Origin of the sequence: Clostridium sp. MD294 (assembly GCF_000364165.2) — a bacterium.
Lineage (GTDB): Bacteria > Bacillota > Clostridia > Lachnospirales > Anaerotignaceae > Coprocola.
The window spans coordinates 2,734,282-2,753,472 of record NZ_CP097810.1 but is presented as its reverse complement, the minus strand read 5'-3'; the positions used below and the strand labels follow the sequence as shown (position 1 = coordinate 2,753,472).

Genomic DNA, 19,191 nt, shown 5'->3' with positions numbered 1-19,191 from the left:
ATAGGTATAGAAATTTTAACAAATAAGCGAATAGTAAAAGGTGATTGGTAAGTATGAATAAAAATTTATTTATAAAAGCAGAAGAAATAGCGAAGGAATTAGGAGTGTCAAAGCCATACGCGTATAAACTGATACGAAAGCTAAATGAAGAATTGAAAAATAGAGGTTTTATTACAATTTCTGGAAAGGTTATCAGACAATTTTTTGAAGAAAAAGTTTATGGGCTTAGGAAGGAGGAAAGTTATGTCGGCTTACAAAGATAAAAAGACTGGAAAATGGTTTGTGTTTTTCTATTATCGTGATTGGCAAGGTAAGAACAAAGGAAAAACAAAAAGAGGATTTCAAACCAAACGAGAAGCGTTGGAATGGGAAAGAGAATTTAAACAAAAACAAGAAACAAATCTTGATATGAGTTTTAAAAGTTTTGTTGAAATTTATAGCAAGGATATGAAAGCAAGAGTAAAGCTAAACACTTGTTTGACTAAGGAAAACATTATTCAAACAAAGTTAATTCCTGTTTTTGGTAGCAAAAAAATGAATGAAATCCGTCCTGCTGATGTAATTGCTTGGCAGAACAAAATGCTTGCTTACAAAGATGAAAAAGGCAATTCCTATTCAGAAACTTATTTGAAAACAGTATATAATCAGTTGAGTGCAATTTTTAATCATGCAGTAAGATATTATGAGTTGAAATCCAATCCTGCTGCAAAAGCTGGAAATATAGGCAAAGCTCAAACAAAAGAAATTGAGTTTTGGACAAAGGAGGAATATTTAAAATTTTCAGAAGCAATGATGGACAAACCACTTTCTTTTTACGCTTTTGAAATGCTTTACTGGTGTGGTATTCGTTTAGGAGAACTACTTGCCTTGACACCAGCCGATTTCGATTTTGAAAAAGGTGTAGTGACTATCAATAAATCTTATCAAAGGCTTCAATGTGAAGATGTTATCACTGAACCAAAGACTGCAAAAAGCAATCGTATAATACAAATGCCTGATTTTTTGGTTGAAGAAATGCAAGACTATTTAAAACTGCTTTATGGCTGTAAATCCACAGACAGAATTTTTCCAGTTACAAAAAGCTACCTCCATCATGAAATGGATAGAGGAGCAAAGACAGAAGGTGTAAAACATATTAAATTGCACAGTTTAAGACACAGTCATATTTCACATTTAATAGATTTAGGGTTTTCAGCAGTTGCAATTGCTGACAGAGTATGACATGAAAGCATTGACATCACTTATCAGTATGCCCACCTATTTCCTACCAAACAAATAGAAATGGCACAAAAATTAAATGTTGAAAGAGATGAGGAACTTGGAGAAAAATTTGGACAAGCAAGGTAGATGGCGAAATAAAACAGTTTCATTCAGAATGTAAAAGGAAGAAGTAACATTATTAAATAACCTAGTTGATTTATCAGGATTAACCAAGCAAGACTACATTATAAAACGACTTTTGTGTAAAGACGTTGTTGTAGTAGGCAACACAAAACTATACAAGGCTCTAAAAAAACACATAGAACAACTTTGTATAGAATTAAAAAATTTATCAACTATGCAAGAAATTAACGATGTATCACTGTCGACAATTCAATTTATTAATCAAATTTTAAAGGATATGAAGGAGGAAAAACAATGAATAAAGAAAAAAAGATTGTCCCTATTTCATCTGTTGGCACAGATAAAGGACAATCAATGTACACTAACAAAAGTATATCAGAAAGCCAGAAAAAAAGCAATTTACAAGCCACAGAAAATTTAAAAAATTTTGAACAGGGGGTGTTGGAAACGATTACAATGGAAGAATTGTATGACACAGTTTATCCACTAAAGGCTGCTGTTGTTGATAAATTAATTTATAATGGTACATACCTTTTTGTAGGTGCTCCAAAAATCGGAAAGTCGTTTTTGATGGCACAACTAGGCTATCATGTCAGTATGGGTTTACCTTTGTGGAATTATCAAGTCAGTCAAGGAAGTGTTTTATACTTAGCATTGGAGGACGATTACAGCAGAATACAAAAAAGATTGTCAAGAATGTTTGGTATGGAAAGTACGCCTAATTTTCATTTTGCAACAAAATCAAAAGCATTAAATGAAGGATTAGAAGAACAGCTTACTCATTTTATCAATGAGCATCCAGATACAAAGTTAATTATGATTGATACTTTGCAAAAAGTAAGAGAAATCAATGGTGAAAGATATAACTACTCCAATGACTACGATATTGTAATGAAATTGAAACAGTTTAGCGAGAAACACAACATTTGTATGCTTATTGTTCATCATACCAGAAAATTGCAATCAGAGGATTGTTTTGATATGATTTCTGGCACGAATGGTTTGCTGGGTGCCGCCGATGGAGCCTTTATACTTCAGAAGACGAAACGCATTGATAACAAGGGTATACTTGATATTGTTGGACGTGACCAATAAGACCAAAAAATTTATTTGGAGTTTGATAGAGAAAAATGCCTGTGGAAATTTATTAAAATGGAAACAGAGTTGTGTAAAGAACCACTTGACCCAATTGTAAAAATGGTTGGCGAAATGGTAATAAAAAATAAATCAGATTGGATTGGAACTGCTTCAGAATTAGCTGCACTGCTACCAAAGGAAATATCACCAAACGCTTTGACAAGACGTTTAAATGTTAATGCAGAGCGATTGCTTGAGGAGTTTAACATTTATTACGAAACAAACCGAAATAGGACAGGCAGACAAATCAAGTTGACATTGATAAAAAAATAAAAAGTGTGACGATATTTTGTTTGAATATCGTCACATAAAAAGAAAAATATCAAATAGCTAAAAACATTAAATTTACAAGGTTTTTAAGACATAAAAGTGGTAAAAAAATGATAAATGTGACGATGTGACGGTATTTTAGACAGCAGGGAAAATATAAAAAATATCGTCAATATCGTCACAGATACAAAAAATATAAAATAAGGCAGCAAGAAAACCTTGATTTTACAGCATTTTTTGAATGTGGAGTTTGAAAAAAAGTATGACGATATTTTTAAATTTAACAGATAAAATATCGTCACAAAATTAAAAAATAAAGGTGTAAAATATGAAGCAAGTACAAATTAGTGAGGATTTATTTTTATCACTAATAAAATACCATATTTTGGAATATTGCAGTGATGAGGAAAAAATTGTAAAAGGATTACAAGAAAAATTTGATAGAGTAGTCAATAGAAGTTTGTATACAAAATATAAAACAGCTCCATCAGAAAAGGAGAAAGAAAAAGCAAGACAAGAATATTTAAATAAAAAGGAAATACACTCCAGCTTTCGCTAGTAGGATTTTTCCATTGATTACTAATGACAGAAACGTGTCACGTTTCTGTTTTTTAGTTGACAAGGAGAATTGCTTTTTTAAGTGCAAAAAGCAGTAATTTGGAATAAGTGTATAGTTCGGAATATTGTATGTACAATGTTTTTAGGAATGAGTATGAGCGGAAGTATATAAAGTCAATAAAATAAAAACAGCCTTCAGAAGTGTTGTATCTACAACGCTCTGAAAACAAATATAAGGTATTCATATTATTTTATAAATTATAGGGTGTATATATAATGTATGTATATATATATTATATATAGAGGGTAGTATTGTTATTATCAATAATTTTCTTTCCTAATAGCAAAAAAAGTAGAAAGAATTTTTCTTTTCAGCTATTAAGAAAGATTTTTTTTGCAAAATTTACATAAAAGTAGCTTTATTTTTTGATAGCAATATTATTTTATAGTATAAAAAGGGAAAAAAGAAATTTTCTATTTTAAACTGCTAAAGGGAAATTTTTTGATTAAAGATTTTGTTTAAAATCATTTTATTTTTGATGGTAAAATTCATATATAGTACAATAAAAGTGATGTTCTAAAAAAGGAAAAGCCACGCCGAAGGCGTTTTGCAAATTTCAAAAAAATTTGCATTTGGGGTTTGGGGGTGCTGAATGTCCAGTGGACATTCGTTTAGCACCGACCGGAGCAAAGCGTAGACACGCCCCAACAAGCATGGAAAGGGATATCCCTTTCCACTGCTTGCACTCGATGCAGCTCTACCTTTGTATACAGTTTTTAGAATTACCAATTATTTTCTAAATTATTCGAAAGCTTAAAAAAATAGTCAAAAAAACTTTGATTATTTTATTAGCAATAGAGTTTTTGCTTATCGAAATAATTTCTGCTTGTATTCATTTATAAGCCTTACTATTCTATTTTTTTATAATTTTGAAATATATAAATTTAATATACTGATTGTTGATATATGAAATTAGTAGAGTAATATTTTTGAAAATTATCTATCTACATATAATATTAATAATACTTTTTGATGATTAATCTTTTTCTATTCATTGATTTAATCATATATTGATTTTATATTTTGCAAGAATTTATTAAAAGGATATAAGTTTTCTTTCTTTATTTTATATATAAATAATAAATTTTAAAAATACAATATAATATTTATATAAAAATGATAGTATAAAAATGTTAAAAAAGTAAAATATAGAAAATATGTCTATTTTTTATTGACAAAAGTATAGATTAGATATATATTATATACATCCTACATTGAACGTTATACATATGGTGAATAATACATACTATTTAGGAGGGGAATGCTATGAAGAAAAAAATATTATCGACATTAGTGGTTGTTAGTTTAGCTATCACAACATTAATGGGATGTGGAAACGATAATATTTCACAGAAGAACGCAGAGGGGTATCAAAAAATAGAATTGATTATGGCAGTGAATGGTACAGACATACAAATTGATACACTTGTTGCGAAAAAGTTTTCAGAACTTGTTGCAGAAGAATCAAATGGCAATATCGAAATTATTGTATTTCCAAATGACCAGCTTGCTGGAGGAAATGCTACAAAAGGAATTGAAATGATAGCAGATGGTTCTGTTGATTTAGCGGCATATGCGAGCAGTGTAATATCTGTATTAGACGAAAGGTTTTTAGTTGGAACAATTCCATGGAGTTACAACAATTATCAAGAAGCAAGAAAAGCGATTGATGAAAGCGGCGGAGAATATTATGCAAATCTATTAAAAGAATATGATATCACATTTTTAGGTTCTTTTCATAACGGTTTTAGACAACTTACAAATAGCAAACATGCTGTCAAAACTCCAGAAGATGTAAAAGGATTAAAAATAAGAGTACCAGGTGGAGAGGTATATATGGGAGTATTTAATACTTTTCGTGCAGACCCAGTTGCTATGAGTTGGAGTGAAGTATTTACAGCAATACAACAGGGAACAATAGATGGACAGGAAAACGGTGTCAGTATCACAGATACATCAAAAATGTATGAAGTACAGGATTATTTAACACTTTGGAACTATACATATGAAAATGATTTATTTGTAGCAAATTCAACAATATGGAATGAATATTTACAGCCAAAAACAAGAGAATTATTACAAGAAAAGGCAAAAGAGGCTTGTGAATGGGGCAGAGATTATTTAGAGGAACAAGAAGAAGTTATTATCAATAAATTTGAGCAAAACGGTATGGAAGTAACCAGACTAACGGAACAAGAATTACTTCCTTTTAAAGAAACGGTAACCGATTTAAGAAAAAATCTTATGGATAAATATGGCGAAGATGCTTGTGAAGCATTTCAAATTAAATAAATGAAAAAGGAGGAATAAAAATATGATAGCATTAGGTTGTGACCATGGCGGATATTATTTAATGCAAGAAGTAATTGCATATTTAGAAAAAGAAAATATTGTTTATCAAAATTTTGGTACAAATTCAGAAAGCTCTTGTGACTATGCAGTTTATGCTAAAAAAGTAGCTCATGCAGTAGCAAATGGAGAATGTGAAAAAGGAATATTGATATGTGGTACAGGTATTGGTATCTCTATTGCAGCAAATAAAGTCAAGGGTATTCGTGCAGCACTCTGTGGAGATTGTTTTTCTGCAAAGGCGACAAGAGAACATAATGATGCCAATATATTAGCAATGGGAGCAAGAGTTGTAGGCGTTGGGCTTGCATTAGAAATTGTAAAAGTATTTTTAAATACACCTTTTTCAAATGAAGAAAGACATATCAGAAGGATTTCACAGATAGAGGAAGAAAAGGGGTGAGAAAATGAATTTTAAAAAGTTTTTAAACAACATAGAGGAAATATTATGTGCTATTTGTTTGAGCGTTATGACAATTATAGCATTTATGAATGTTGTTTCTAGGTTTTTATTGTCTGCGTCTCTATCATTTACAGATGAAATTACAACATATTTGTTTGTACTATTAAGTCTTATGGGTTCTGCTGTAGCAGCAAAAAGAGGGGCACATTTGGGGTTAACTGTTTTGACAGATATTGTAAGCCCAAGTGTCAAAAAAATATTAAAAATCATAGGTTTTGTGTTTGCCATAATATTTAGCAGTTCTATATTTTATTACGGTATATTTATGGTACAAAGTCAAATGCAAAGAGGACAGGTAACAGCAAATATGCAATGGGCAGAGTGGATATTTGGTTCTTTTGTACCAATTGGAGCTTTCTTTCTTACGTTACGATTTATACAGGTTTTGATTGCTGAAATCAAAACAAAACCAGAAACGGAAAAGGAGGAAGTGTAAATGGTTGCATCGTTTTTATTTATTACATTTGCAGTATTACTTTTTATTGGAACACCTATTGCAGTCTGTCTTGGTATTTCTAGTATGGGAGCAATGATACTACAAGGAGCAGGTAGACCACTTGATATTGTACTTGGCACATTGCCGCAGCTTGTATCTGCTGCAACAAGTAAATTTGTTTTATTAGCAATTCCATTTTTTATACTTGGCGGAAATATTATGGAAAAGGCAGGTATTTCTCAAAAGTTAATAGCACTAGCACAGGCGTGTGTAGGGCATTTAAGAGGCGGCGTTGCTATGGTATGCGTTATTGTTGCTTGTTTCTTTGCAGCAATATCTGGTTCTGGACCAGCAACAGTTGCAGCATTAGGATTGATATTGATACCAGCTATGATTAAAGTAGGATATTCTCCTGCATTTTCAGCAGCGCTAATGGCAACAGCGGGAGCAATAGGTGTTGTCATTCCTCCATCCATTACATTAGTTGTATATGGTTCTATATCGGATACTTCTATCGGAACACTTTTTATAGCAAGTGTTTTGCCAGGACTTTTAATGGGGTTAGCGCTTGTAATTACAGCATTGATTGTTGGTAGAAAATCAGATCTTGAAGTATTACCAAAGGCAACACCTCAAGAAAGATGGAAGGCTTTAAAAGAAGCATTTTGGGGGCTTTTGATGCCGATCATCATATTGGGCGGTATTTATGGAGGTGTGTTTACACCTACAGAAGCCGCAGCAGTTTCAGCAGTATATGGGTTATTTGTTGGCGTATTTATATATAAAACAGTAAAATGGAAAGAATTTTATAAAATATTAGTAGATTCTGCATCTACTACCGCAACAGTTATGTTAATTACAGCAGCAGCAAGTATTTTTGCATACATATTAACAAGGTCGAGAATAGATGTTGCTATCAATGAGGCATTGATTAATATAACAGGCGGAAATAAAATCATATTCTTTATGATTGTAAATGTAATACTTTTAATTGCAGGTTGCTTCTTAGATTCTACATCAGCATTATATATATTTGTACCACTTTTTGTTCCAGTAGCAAATAGTTTAGGAATTGATTTGGTACATTTGGGTGTTGTTATGATAGTCAATCTTGCCATTGGATTGGTAACACCGCCAGTAGGCGTTAATTTATATGTTGCTTGTGGTATTGCAAAATGTAGCTTAAAAGAAATATCGGTTGCTGTACTTCCTTTGATTGCTGCATCGCTCATTGTACTTCTTTTAATTACGTATGTACCAGCAATATCATTACTATTTATATAATATTATTTTAATGAGGTGAATGAATATGAAAGAAATCAGTGTAAAAGAGTTAAAAAATATTGCAACAGATTTAAGAAAAAAAGCAGTTAGTATGATTTATGAAGCACAATCAGGACATCCAGGTGGTTCTTTATCCGCAGCAGATTTTGTAGCAGCTTGCTATTTTAGAGAAATGAACATTGACCCTAAAAATCCAAAATGGGAAGATAGAGATAGATTTGTACTTTCAAAAGGTCATGTTTGCCCAATACAATATGCAGCATTGGCAACATTGGGATATTTTCCATTGGATGTATTACATACATTAAGAAAAGAAGGTTCTATATTACAAGGACATCCAGATATGAAAAAATGTCCAGGTATTGACATTTCTACAGGTTCATTAGGACAAGGACTTGCTTGTGGTGTTGGTATGGCGTTATGTGCAAAATTAGATGAAAAAGATTATAGAGTGTTTGTTGTAGTAGGAGATGGAGAGGCACAAGAAGGCGAAATTTGGGAAGCGGCACAAACAGCAAACAAATATAAACTAGATAATTTGATTGTATTTGTAGACAATAACAATTTACAATTAGATGGTACTTGTGATGAAGTTATGCCCAATATTGATTTAGGAAAGAAATTTGAAGCATTTGGATTTGAGAATTACGAAATTGATGGACATGATATGCAACAAATTGTAGATACATTGGATAAAATCAAAGCATCTAAAAATGGAAAGCCAAAATGTATATTTGCTCATACGATAAAAGGAAAAGGTGTTTCTTATATGGAAAATGAATGTGGTTGGCATGGTGTTGCACCAAATGAACAGGAATACAAACAAGCAATGGAAGAATTAGATGCGCAAATGCTGTAATATAAAGGAGGATAAGAATATGAGTGAAGTAAAAAAAGCAACAAGAGAAGGTTTCGGAGAAGAAATTGTAACACTTGGTAAAAAAAATAAAGACATATTTGTAGTAGATATTGACATTGGAAAATCATGTAAAACAGGAGCATTTTTAAAAGAACTGCCAAAACAACATATCAATGTAGGAATTGCAGAGCAAAATGGTGCTGGCGTTGCGGCTGGTATGGCAACTTGTGGAAAAATTCCTTTTGTTGTAACATATGCTGTATTTGGTTCATTGAGAATATGCGAAATGATACGTCAAGAAATTTGTTACCCTAATTTGAACGTAAAAATTGCCTGCTCTCATGGTGGTGTAACTCCTGCAAATGATGGTGCAAGTCATCAAAGTATTGAAGATATGGGCGTTTTAAGAACAATTCCTAATATGACAGTAATTATGCCTGCTGATTATGTTGCAGCAAAAAAATTAACAAATGCAGCAGCAGAAATGTATGGTCCTTGCTATTTGAGATTTACAAGAGATGCTATACCAGTTATTTATGATGAAAATGCAGAGTTTGTCATTGGAAAAGCAAATGTATTAAAAGAGGGAAAAGACATTGCTATTATTGCAAATGGTGATACCGTTATTATTGCATTAAAAGCAGCAGCAGAACTTGCAAAACAAGGTATTGCTGCAAAAGTGGTAGATATGCACACCATTAAGCCCCTTGATGTTGATGTAGTAAACCAATGTATTGATGAAATTGGAAAAATCATTACCATAGAAGACCATAATATATTAAATGGTTTGGGTAGTGCAGTAAGCGAAGTGGTAGCAGAAAGAGGAAAAGGTATTGTGAAACGTATTGGTATACAAGACCAATTCGGACAGTCTGCACCTTATGAAAGATTACTTGAAATGAATGGTATTACAGTAGAAAACGTTGTGGAGATTACAAAAAAATTGACAAAATAACTTTTATAAAATAATATCCTATGTTTATCAAAGTATGTTATATATAGAATTTAAGGAGGAAATCAATTATGTTAGATTTTAAGGAACAAGTTATCATTGTAACAGGAAGCGGCTCACCAAAAGGCATTGGAAAAACAATCGCGAAAACATTTGCAAAACAAGGCGGAACAGTTGTTATTGCAGATATGAATACAGAAGGAATTGCAAATACAGTAAAAGAAATTGAGCAAGAAGGTGGTAAAGCATTTGGCATCGAATTAAATGTAACAGATAAAGAATCTGTTGATAATATGGTAAAAACCATTATGGATAAATTTGGTAGAATTGATGTACTTGTAAATAATGCAGGTATTTCACAAAAAGTAACTGTGGAAGATATGACATTAGAAGATATAAAAAGAATATTTAATGTAAATATGTTTGGTTTATTCCTTTGTACACAGGCTTGTATGAAACCAATGAGACAAGCAAAATATGGTAGAATTGTCAACCTTTCTTCTGTATCTGGAAAAAGAGGTGGAGGTGTATTTGGTGGAGCACATTATTCTGCATCAAAAGCAGCAGTATTAGCATTTTCAAAAAACCTTTCCAGAGAAATCTCTGCAGATGGTGTCACAATTAACAGTGTTTGTCCTGGTTTAATCAATACAGAAATATGGAAGTCACTTCCAAAAGAAGATACGCAAAAAGTAATTGATGGTATTCCTATGGGACGTCCTGGTGAAACACAAGAAGTTGCAAATGCCATTGTTTTCCTTGCTTCAAAAGAAGCATCTTACATAACAGGAGAAGAAATTGACATCAATGGCGGTTCTCATATGGACTAATGAAATAGCATAAAAAAAATTTACTGCGGATATTTTTTAAATACTTAAATAACCATAATATTACTTTATAAAATACCTTCAATGATATATCCGCAGTAATCTTTTTATGGAGGGATAGTATGAAAACAATCGCAATATTAACAAGTGGCGGTGATGCTCCTGGTATGAATTCCGCTATTCGTTCTGCTGTTAGAACTGCATTAAATTATGGTATGAATGTAATAGGAGTCAACAGAGGATATAATGGGCTTTTAAATGGCGATATTGTAGAACTGAATAGTAATTCTGTTACTGGTATTGTGCAAAGAGGCGGAACAATGCTTTATACTGCAAGATGTAAAGAATTTTTTCAACCAGAAGGAATACAAAAGGCAGTTCAAAAAGCAAAAGAGGTTGGCATTGATGGATTAATTGTGATAGGAGGAGATGGCTCTTTTCATGGTGCAATAAAACTTTGTCAACAAGGACTTCCAACAGTAGGCATACCAGCAACCATTGACAATGATATTGAATGTACAGATTATACTATAGGATTTGATACAGCGTGCAATATTGCAGTAGAGGCAATAGACAGATTAAGGGATACTGCAAGAAGTCATGAAAAATGCAGTATTATAGAAGTAATGGGAAGAAATGCAGGATTTTTAGCATTAAATGTAGGTCTTGCCGTAGGAGCAGCAGATGTACTTGTTCCAGAAAGAAATATAAAAAATGATGTTTGTTGTAATATTTTAGAAAGAAAAAAACAAGGAAAAACACATCATATTATTGTTGTTTCAGAAGGTTGTAATATTGATTTAAAACAAATGGCTGAAACAATAGAAAAGGAAACTTCTATTTCTTCAAGAATTACCATTTTAGGACATATACAAAGAGGTGGTTCTCCTACTATGCTTGACAGAGTTTATGCAGCAAAAATGGGAAATTATGCAGTAAGACTTCTTGAAAATGGAAAATATAACAGAGTGGTAGCAATACAAAGAGATGCTGTTGTGGACTTTGATATACAGCAAGCCCTTGATATGAAAAAAACAATAGACTGTAATGCTTTAGAAATCTGTAAGATGATTTCAAAATAAACAAACATTTTTGTTCAACTGATTTTTTTGTTGTGAATATAACAAAATAACAGTATAATATTTAGTATATTATGTTATATGAAAAAGGTAGGTTGGATAATAATGGTAAATAAATCGAAAGACATAGTGTTAAAACCTATTAATAAAGAATCAGTGGTACAACAAGTGATTGATAGACTGACAGAAGCAATGATTTCAGGAGCATTAAAACCTGGTGACAAAATACCGACAGAAATGGAAATGTCGGAAACATTTGGCGTAGGAAGAAATTCTATACGTGAAGCAATAAAAATACTTGTTTATCTTGGGGTGTTAGAAATAAAACGAGCTGATGGTACATTTGTTAGAAATGGATTTACGGATTCTATGATTGACCCAATGATATATGGCATTATATTGAATGCTGATGAATCCTATGTAGAATTAAAAGAGTTTAGAGAGCTGATGGAGCAGAGTATAGTTCGTTCTGCTATAAAAAAAAGTACAAAAAAGGATATTGAATTATTGCATGAAAAATATAAAGTTTTGGAATCTGTCATTATGGAAGAAAATACAGATATTGCTCATATTTTTCAAGCGGACAATGATTTTCATGATACCATATCTGCAATGATGCATAATTCTCTTATGATAAAAATAAATTCTGTTGTAAGAACACTTACATACAGCTTAAGATTAAAAACAGTTACATTTATGATAGAGAATGGCAGTAAACAGGAACTTTTAGATGCACATAAAGATATCTATGAAGTCATAAAAAATAAAGATTTTGATAGAATAGAATCCGTTATACATGCAAGTTATTTTTATGACAGAATATAAATATCATACCCTTATCTTTTTGATAAGATAGGGGTATTTGATTTTTCTCTTATCTTTTTTCTCGTTTTATTTCACACTTTTTATAAGCAATAAAGAAAGATAGGAGAGAAAAATTATGAGAAAATATATAGTAGCACCTTCTTTACTCGCTGCTGATTTTGCACATTTAGCACAAGAAATACAAAAAGTTGAAGGTGTTGGAATAAACTATTTGCATTTGGATATTATGGATGGCACTTTTGTACCAAGCTATTCTTTTGGATTTCCAGTTTTAGAGAGTATTCGTAAAATTAGCAATTCTTTTTTTGATGTGCATTTGATGATAGAAAATCCAGATAGATATTTGAATGATTTTGTGAAAGCAGGTGCAAACGGTATTACTGTTCATACAGAAACATGCAAACATTTAGACCGAACGATACAGAAAATTCATGCATTAGGGGTAAAAGCAGGTGTTGCTTTAAATCCAGCTACACCACTGTCGGTATTGGATTGGGTATTACATGAGGTAGATATGGTGTTACTTATGACTGTTAATCCTGGTTTTGGAGGACAAAAATTTATTCCGTGTATGCTTGAAAAAATTACAGAATTACACAATAGAATCATAAAAAATAATTTGAATATAGATATTCAGGTAGATGGAGGCATATCAGAAAAGAATATAGAACAGGTAATAAAAGCAGGTGCAAATATATTTGTGGCAGGCTCTGCAATTTTTGGACAAGATGTAGAGAAAAATGCAAATATATTTTTACAAAAAATAGGACAGTTAATTTAAAAATAGTATTGCTTCATAAACTAGTTTTGCTGTAATAAATATATGGCAACAATTTGGCAACAAAAAATCAGTAAGTCAGAATAAAATATGGAATTGATATAAAATATCGGCAAAAATAATACAGAAATGAAACATATGTATTTAAGTTCTGTTTGAGCTTGCCGAGTGGGAGTAGTACCTAAAACTTCAGGAAGCCTTGAAATAACAGCATTTCTGAAACTGCTTTATCCTCTCTGATATTACTTTGATATTAAAAACTTACATAGACCTTTTCGTTGATTTGTATAAAACGAAAGGGTCTATTTTTATTTTAGGAATTTCTCCATTGTATAGATGGTGTGAATTTTCCACCGCCATCACAAGTATTAAGGAAAATTTAACTTCCATTCAAAATATTCCTGTTTGGTAATTTGTCCATTTTTCAGCTCTGTTTTTCGAGTGAACCATTCTGCTAAAAATTGGTTGACTAAATTATAGTTGAGAAAAATGCCTACAGGTGCAGGAGTAGTCCAAGCGTCAGAATTTTTATATTCTACTTCTGTGCTGAGTTCTGGGTTTTCGGTCATTTGAAATAGGTTGACTGTATTGGGATTTAACTCGTCCATCCAGAAAAAGGTTTGCATAATGTCCTCTGCACTTCCAGAAACTTCTACATAGAAATTTAAGGAACTTACATGAAGTGCTTCGGAAATTTGGTTTAAAAGTTCTTTTTTAGGAGTTCGATAGTTTGTTTCATATTGAGCAATGCGGTTTTCAGTCAAACCAACTGCAAGACCTAATTCTTTTTGCGTCATACCCCTAAAAATACGAATTCGCTTTATTTTTTCACCAACAGTCATAGTATTTACCACCTTTTACAAATGTTTTTGTATTTATTATAACTGATATTTGTAAAATAGTAAATAAAAAATTAACAAATATGTGAAATAAATACTTGTATTAACAAAAAAGATAATGTATAATAGACATAGAAATTTTAACAAATAAGCGAATGGTAAAAGGTGGTTGGTAAGTATGAATAAAAATTTATTTATAAAAGCAGAAGAAATTGCGATAGAATTGGGTGTATCAAAGCCATACGCTTATAAACTCATACGAAAACTAAATGAAGAATTAAAAAACAGAGATTTTATTACAATTTCTGGAAAGGTTAATAGGCAATTTTTTGAAGAAAAAATTTATGGACTGAGAAAGGAGGAAAGTTATGTCAGCTTACAAAGATAAAAAAACTGGAAAATGGTTTGTATTTTTCTACTATCGTGATTGGCAAGGTAAAAACAAAGGAAAAACAAAAAGAGGATTTCAGACGAAACGAGAGGCACTGGAATAGGAAAGAGAATTCAAGCAAAAACAAGAAACAAACCTTGACATGAATTTTAAAAGTTTTATTGAAATCTACAGTAAAGACATGAAGGCAAAATTGAAATTAAACACATGGCTTACAAAAGAAAACATCATTCAAACAAAGTTAGTTCCTGCCTTTTGAAACAAAAAGATGAATGAAATCCGTCCTGCTGCAAAAGTTGGAAATATGGGAAAGGCTCAAACAAAAGAAATTGAATTTTGGACAAAAGAAGAATATTTGAAATTTTCAGAAGCAATTATAGATAAACCATTGTCGTTTTATGCTTTTGAAATACTTTACTGGTGTGGTATTCGTTTGGGAGAGCTACTTGCGTTGACACCAGCCGATTTCGATTTTGAAAAAGGCGTTGTAACGATTAACGAGTCTTATCAGTGAATTTAAGGAGAAGATGTTGTTACAGAACCGAAAACAACAAAAAACAATCGAACAATACAAATGCCTGATTTCTTGGTGGAAGAAATAAAAGACTATATAAAATTACTTTATGGCTGTCAATCTACAGATAGAGTTTTTCCTGTTACAAAAAGTTACCTCCATCATGAAATGGATAGAGGAGCAAAGACAGAAGGTGTAAAACATATTAAATTGCACAGTTTAAGACACAGTCATATTTCACATTTAATAAATTTAGGGTTTTCAGCAGTTGCGATTGCTGACAGAGTAGGACATGAAAGCATTGATATTACATACCAATATGCACATCTTTTTCCTACGAAACAAATAGAAATGGCACAAAAATTAAATGAAGAAAGGGGTGAGTGACTTGGAGAAAAATTTAGATAAACAAGGCAGATGGCGAAACAAAACGGTTTCATTCAGAATGTCAAAGGAAGAAGTAAGACTATTAGATAACCTAGTAGCTTTATCTGGTTTAACTAAACAAGACTATATTATCAAAAGATTACTTTGTAAAGATATTGTAGTAGTAGGCAATACAAGAGCATACAAGGCTCTAAAAAATCATATAGAGCAGATTTGTATAGAACTGCAAAAACTAACAAATGGAAATGAAATTGATGATGTGACAACATCAACAATTCAATTTATAAGTCAAATTTTAAAGCATATGAAGGAGGAAAACAAATAAGTAAAGAAAAAAAAGATTGTTCCTATTACATCTGGTAGCACAGACAAGGAACAATCAATAAATATTAAAAAAAGTATAACAGAAAAACAACAAAAAATCAATTTACAAGCCACAGAAAATTTAAAAAATTTAGAACAGGAGGTGTTGGAAACGATTACAATGGAAGAATTGTACGACACAGTTTATCCGCCAAAAGCAGCAGTTGTTGATAAACTGATTTACAACGGCACATATCTTTTTGCTGGTGTTCCTAAAATTGGAAAATCATTTTTAATGGCACAGTTAGGCTATCATGTCAGTATGGGTTTACCTTTGTGGAATTATCAAGTCAATCAAGGTTCTGCATTATATTTAGCATTAGAAGACGATTTCAGCAGAATACAAAAAAGATTGTCAAGAATGTTTGGTATGGAAAGCACACCTAATTTTCATTTTACAACAAAATCAAAAGCATTGAATGAGGAGTTAGAAGAACAGCTTACTAATTTTATGAAAGAGCATCCAAATACAAAATTGATTATGATTGACACTTTGCAGAAGGTAAGAGAAATCAATGGTGAAAGATATAATTACTCAAACGATTATGATATTGTAATGAAGTTGAAACAGTTTAGTGAAAAACATAACATTTGTATGATGATTGTTCATCATACCAGAAAATTGCAATCAGAGGATTGTTTTGATATGATTTCTGGTACGAATGGTCTGTTGGGTGCTGCCAATGGAGCTTTTATACTTCAGAAGACGAAACGCATTGATAACAAGGGAATTTTAGATATTGCTGGACGTGACCAACAAGACCAAAAAATTTATTTGGAATTTGACAGAGAAAAATGCTTGTAGAAGTTTATCAAAATGGAAACAGAATTGTGCAAATAACCGCTTGACCCAATCGTAAAAATAGTTGGAGAAATGGTAACAAAAAATAAATCTGATTGGAGCGGAACGGCTTCAGAATTGACCGCTTTATTGCCAAAAGAAATATCACCAAATGCACTAACAAGACGTTTAAATGTCAATGCAGAAAGGCTACTTGAAGAATTTGGTATTTTATATGAAACAAACCGAAACAGAACAGGAAGACAAATCAAGTTGAGATTGACGAAAAAATAAAAAATGTCAAATCGCTAAAAACATTGAATTTGCAAGGTTTTTAAGACATAAAAGTAGTAAAAAATGATAAGTGTGACAATGTGACGGTATTTTAAACAGCAGGGAAAATATAAAAAATATCGTCACAAATATCCTGAAAAAATAAATTCAAATGTATGAAAAGTATTGATTTTACTGGATTTTATGATAATTGATTTAAAAAATAAAAAGAAAACAGTGTGACGATATTTTAAAATTTAACAGACAAAATATCGTCACAAAATTAAAAAGTAAAGGTGTAAAATATGAAACAAGTACAAATTAGTGAGGATTTATTTCTATCGCTGATTAAATACCATATTTTGGAATGTTATAATGATGAGGAAAAAATTGTAAAAATGCTAAAGGAAAAATATGACAGCATAATCAATCGAAATTTGTATATAAAATATAAAACAGCTCCAACACAAAGAAGAAAAAGAAAAGGCTAGACAAGAGTATTTAGATAGAAAAGGAATATACTTCAGTTTTCGATGGTAGAGTCTTTCTTTGTTTACTGAAAACAAAAATGTGTTTTTAGTTGACAAGAAGGAATTGCTTCTTTAAATACAAAAAGCAATAATTTGAAATAGATGTATATAATTGACATTTAGAAACCTTGTACATACAACGTTTTTAGAAATAAGCATAAATAGAAGCATTAAAGTCAATAAAATAGAAATAGCCTTCAAAAATGTTCTAGCTACAACATTCTGAAAGAAAATACAGAGATTCAGATTATTTTATAAATAATAGGAGGTATATAGTGTGTAGTGTGTATATACTACAATAAAAATGATATTCTAAAAAAAGGAAAAACCACGCCGAAGGCGTTTTGCAAATTTTAAAAAAATTTGCATTTGGGGTTTGGGGGTGCTGAATGTCCAGTGGACATTCGTTTAGCACCGACCGGAGCGAAGCGTAGACACACCCCAACAAGCGTGGAATGCGATATCCCTTTCCACTGTTTGCAATTGTTGTAATCCTGAATTGTATACATATTTTCCAATCTCTAATTATTTCTAATATGCTTATTAGCTTGATAGAAACATCTATATTAATTTTTATAATTTTATGAAATAGAATTTAATTTTTTTTGATAAGGAATTTAATGATAAATATTTTTTTAAAATAAAAATTTTTCTGATATATGATTTAATATCAATAATATTAAAAATAATATTGACTTTTAATATTAGTTGAAATATAATTAGTATACTAATTATTATAATACTAACTAAAAAGGAGTTATTATGAATTTTACATTTCACTATTTACTTATGGCAAATCATTTAATGCTACAAAAACAGCTTTTTAACAATATAAAAGATTTAAAATTAACATTGGGGCAGCCAAAAGTATTAGATTATTTACGGGAAAATAATGGAGCTATGCAAAAGGATATTGCAAAAGGCTGTCACATAGAGCCTGCTTCTCTTTCTACTATTTTAAATGGTATGGAAAAAAACGGTTTTATTACAAGGAATACAGACAAACAAAGTAGAAGAAATATCAATATTTTTATGACAGAAAAAGGAAAAAAGATTTGTGAACAAATTAAACAAGAATTTATAGAAATTGAAAGCAAAGCATTGCTTCATTTTTCGAAAGAGGAAATAGAACAATTAACAGAATATATGATGAAAATTTATAATAATTTGGAGGAGCGATCATGAACAAAAAAGAAACAATAAAACGATATATTTTATTTATCATTAGTTTATTTTTTTCAGCATTCGGCGTTGCTGTTACAAAACATGGAGCATTAGGGGTATCTCCTATTTCATCTGTTGCAAATGTTTTCAGCATAAAATTTATTAATATTTCATTAGGTATGTGGCTGATATTATGGAATTGTATATTGATAATTGGGCAAATGATTATATTGAGAAAAGATTTTAAAATCATACAACTTCTGCAAATACCACTTTCATTTTTATTTGGATATTTTACAGATTTTGGTATATGGTGTGTATCTTCTATTACTGTAAACAGCTATGTGGTTCAAATACTATTTGTATTGACTGGTGTTATCATACTTGGTTTTGGTGTATCATTATCAGTAATAGCAAATGTCATTATGAATTCTGGAGAGGCATTTGTAAAAGCAATTTCAGACAAAAGCGGTAAAAATTTTGGCAATATTAAAATTGGTTTTGATGTATGTAATGTGATATTGTCTCTTATATTGTCTATGCTGTTTTTCAATGGTGCGATAATTGGCACAAGAGAAGGCACAATTATTACAGCAATATTTACAGGAATGGTTGTCAAATTTTTTATAAAAATATTAAATACTCCTTTTCAAAGAGTTCTATCTGTAAAAACAGCTTGTTGCTGAAATAAAAAAGAACAAGAAATAAAAAATATTTCTTGTTCTCA

General features: G+C 31.1%; 21 protein-coding genes and 3 pseudogenes. 23 read left to right on the top strand and 1 reads right to left on the bottom strand.

Going from position 1 to position 19,191, the window contains the following annotated elements; genetic code table 11:
- The first annotated feature begins 53 nt into the window (after positions 1-53).
- The 15 genes and pseudogenes from C820_RS13700 (at position 54) to rpe (ending at position 13,225) form a co-directional block, all read left to right on the top strand.
- Positions 54-263, top strand: coding sequence for an HTH domain-containing protein (locus C820_RS13700; RefSeq protein ID WP_004036732.1), 210 nt, complete (start codon positions 54-56; stop codon positions 261-263).
- Positions 244-1,347, top strand: a pseudogene (locus C820_RS13695) (site-specific integrase). Before C820_RS13700 ends, C820_RS13695 begins: the two are co-directional and overlap by 20 nt.
- 291 nt (positions 1,348-1,638) lie before the next feature.
- Positions 1,639-2,439: an AAA family ATPase gene (locus C820_RS13685; RefSeq protein ID WP_004036734.1), complete on the top strand. Its 801-nt coding sequence runs from the start codon at positions 1,639-1,641 to the stop codon at positions 2,437-2,439.
- Between the two features lie 57 nt (positions 2,440-2,496).
- Entirely contained in the window at positions 2,497-2,754 is a 258-nt protein-coding gene (locus C820_RS14685; protein WP_004036735.1) for a hypothetical protein, read from the top strand.
- 325 nt (positions 2,755-3,079) lie between these two features.
- A complete protein-coding gene (locus C820_RS13680; protein ID WP_004036736.1) occupies positions 3,080-3,310 on the top strand; it encodes a hypothetical protein in 231 nt (76 codons plus the stop codon).
- A 1,326-nt stretch (positions 3,311-4,636) separates the two neighbouring features.
- Positions 4,637-5,662, top strand: coding sequence for a DctP family TRAP transporter solute-binding subunit (locus C820_RS13675; RefSeq protein WP_004036737.1), 1,026 nt, complete (start codon positions 4,637-4,639; stop codon positions 5,660-5,662).
- A 22-nt stretch (positions 5,663-5,684) separates the two neighbouring features.
- Entirely contained in the window at positions 5,685-6,122 is a 438-nt protein-coding gene (rpiB, locus tag C820_RS13670; RefSeq protein WP_004036738.1) for a ribose 5-phosphate isomerase B, read from the top strand.
- A gap of 4 nt (positions 6,123-6,126) precedes the next feature.
- On the top strand, positions 6,127-6,618 hold the full coding sequence (locus C820_RS13665) for a TRAP transporter small permease (RefSeq protein WP_004036739.1): 492 nt from the start codon (positions 6,127-6,129) through the stop codon (positions 6,616-6,618).
- The gene (locus tag C820_RS13660; RefSeq protein WP_004036743.1) at positions 6,619-7,902 is read left to right on the top strand and encodes a TRAP transporter large permease; all 1,284 of its coding nucleotides are present in this window, start codon (positions 6,619-6,621) and stop codon (positions 7,900-7,902) included.
- A 25-nt stretch (positions 7,903-7,927) separates the two neighbouring features.
- Positions 7,928-8,761 (top strand): transketolase, encoded by an 834-nt coding sequence (locus C820_RS13655; RefSeq protein ID WP_004036744.1) that lies wholly within the window; start codon positions 7,928-7,930, stop codon positions 8,759-8,761.
- Between the two features lie 19 nt (positions 8,762-8,780).
- Positions 8,781-9,716 (top strand): transketolase family protein, encoded by a 936-nt coding sequence (locus C820_RS13650; protein ID WP_004036745.1) that lies wholly within the window; start codon positions 8,781-8,783, stop codon positions 9,714-9,716.
- A 68-nt stretch (positions 9,717-9,784) separates the two neighbouring features.
- On the top strand, positions 9,785-10,543 hold the full coding sequence (locus C820_RS13645; protein WP_004036747.1) for an SDR family NAD(P)-dependent oxidoreductase: 759 nt from the start codon (positions 9,785-9,787) through the stop codon (positions 10,541-10,543).
- 119 nt (positions 10,544-10,662) lie between these two features.
- Positions 10,663-11,622 (top strand): 6-phosphofructokinase, encoded by a 960-nt coding sequence (gene pfkA / locus C820_RS13640; protein WP_004036749.1) that lies wholly within the window; start codon positions 10,663-10,665, stop codon positions 11,620-11,622.
- 102 nt (positions 11,623-11,724) lie between these two features.
- A complete protein-coding gene (locus tag C820_RS13635) occupies positions 11,725-12,444 on the top strand; it encodes a FadR/GntR family transcriptional regulator (protein WP_004036750.1) in 720 nt (239 codons plus the stop codon).
- Between the two features lie 115 nt (positions 12,445-12,559).
- A complete protein-coding gene (rpe, locus tag C820_RS13630) occupies positions 12,560-13,225 on the top strand; it encodes a ribulose-phosphate 3-epimerase (RefSeq protein ID WP_004036751.1) in 666 nt (221 codons plus the stop codon).
- Positions 13,226-13,590: 365 nt separating this feature from the next.
- Here the strand turns inward: rpe and C820_RS13625 are convergent, their stop codons facing one another.
- Positions 13,591-14,064: a helix-turn-helix domain-containing protein gene (locus C820_RS13625; RefSeq protein ID WP_162213071.1), complete on the bottom strand. Its 474-nt coding sequence runs from the start codon at positions 14,062-14,064 to the stop codon at positions 13,591-13,593.
- Positions 14,065-14,239: 175 nt separating this feature from the next.
- On the opposite strand from C820_RS13625, the gene C820_RS13620 reads away from it, so the two are divergent.
- The 8 genes and pseudogenes from C820_RS13620 (at position 14,240) to C820_RS13585 (ending at position 19,150) form a co-directional block, all read left to right on the top strand.
- Positions 14,240-14,449 (top strand): hypothetical protein, encoded by a 210-nt coding sequence (locus tag C820_RS13620; RefSeq protein WP_004036753.1) that lies wholly within the window; start codon positions 14,240-14,242, stop codon positions 14,447-14,449.
- A pseudogene (locus C820_RS13615) lies at positions 14,430-15,353 on the top strand (site-specific integrase). The gene C820_RS13620 and the pseudogene C820_RS13615 overlap by 20 nt, the downstream one beginning before the upstream one ends.
- Before the next feature lies 1 nt (position 15,354).
- Complete coding sequence (locus C820_RS13610; RefSeq protein WP_004036757.1) at positions 15,355-15,678, top strand: plasmid mobilization protein; 324 nt, start codon at positions 15,355-15,357, stop codon at positions 15,676-15,678.
- Between the two features lie 144 nt (positions 15,679-15,822).
- The gene (locus C820_RS13605) at positions 15,823-16,521 is read left to right on the top strand and encodes an AAA family ATPase (protein WP_243151827.1); all 699 of its coding nucleotides are present in this window, start codon (positions 15,823-15,825) and stop codon (positions 16,519-16,521) included.
- A 69-nt stretch (positions 16,522-16,590) separates the two neighbouring features.
- Entirely contained in the window at positions 16,591-16,791 is a 201-nt protein-coding gene (locus tag C820_RS13600) for a hypothetical protein (RefSeq protein WP_083863844.1), read from the top strand.
- A gap of 284 nt (positions 16,792-17,075) precedes the next feature.
- Positions 17,076-17,310 (top strand): annotated as a pseudogene (locus tag C820_RS13595) (hypothetical protein).
- Between the two features lie 752 nt (positions 17,311-18,062).
- Entirely contained in the window at positions 18,063-18,485 is a 423-nt protein-coding gene (locus C820_RS13590; protein WP_004036774.1) for a MarR family winged helix-turn-helix transcriptional regulator, read from the top strand.
- Complete coding sequence (locus C820_RS13585) at positions 18,482-19,150, top strand: YczE/YyaS/YitT family protein (RefSeq protein WP_004036781.1); 669 nt, start codon at positions 18,482-18,484, stop codon at positions 19,148-19,150. Before C820_RS13590 ends, C820_RS13585 begins: the two co-directional genes overlap by 4 nt.
- The last annotated feature ends 41 nt before the right edge of the window (positions 19,151-19,191 follow it).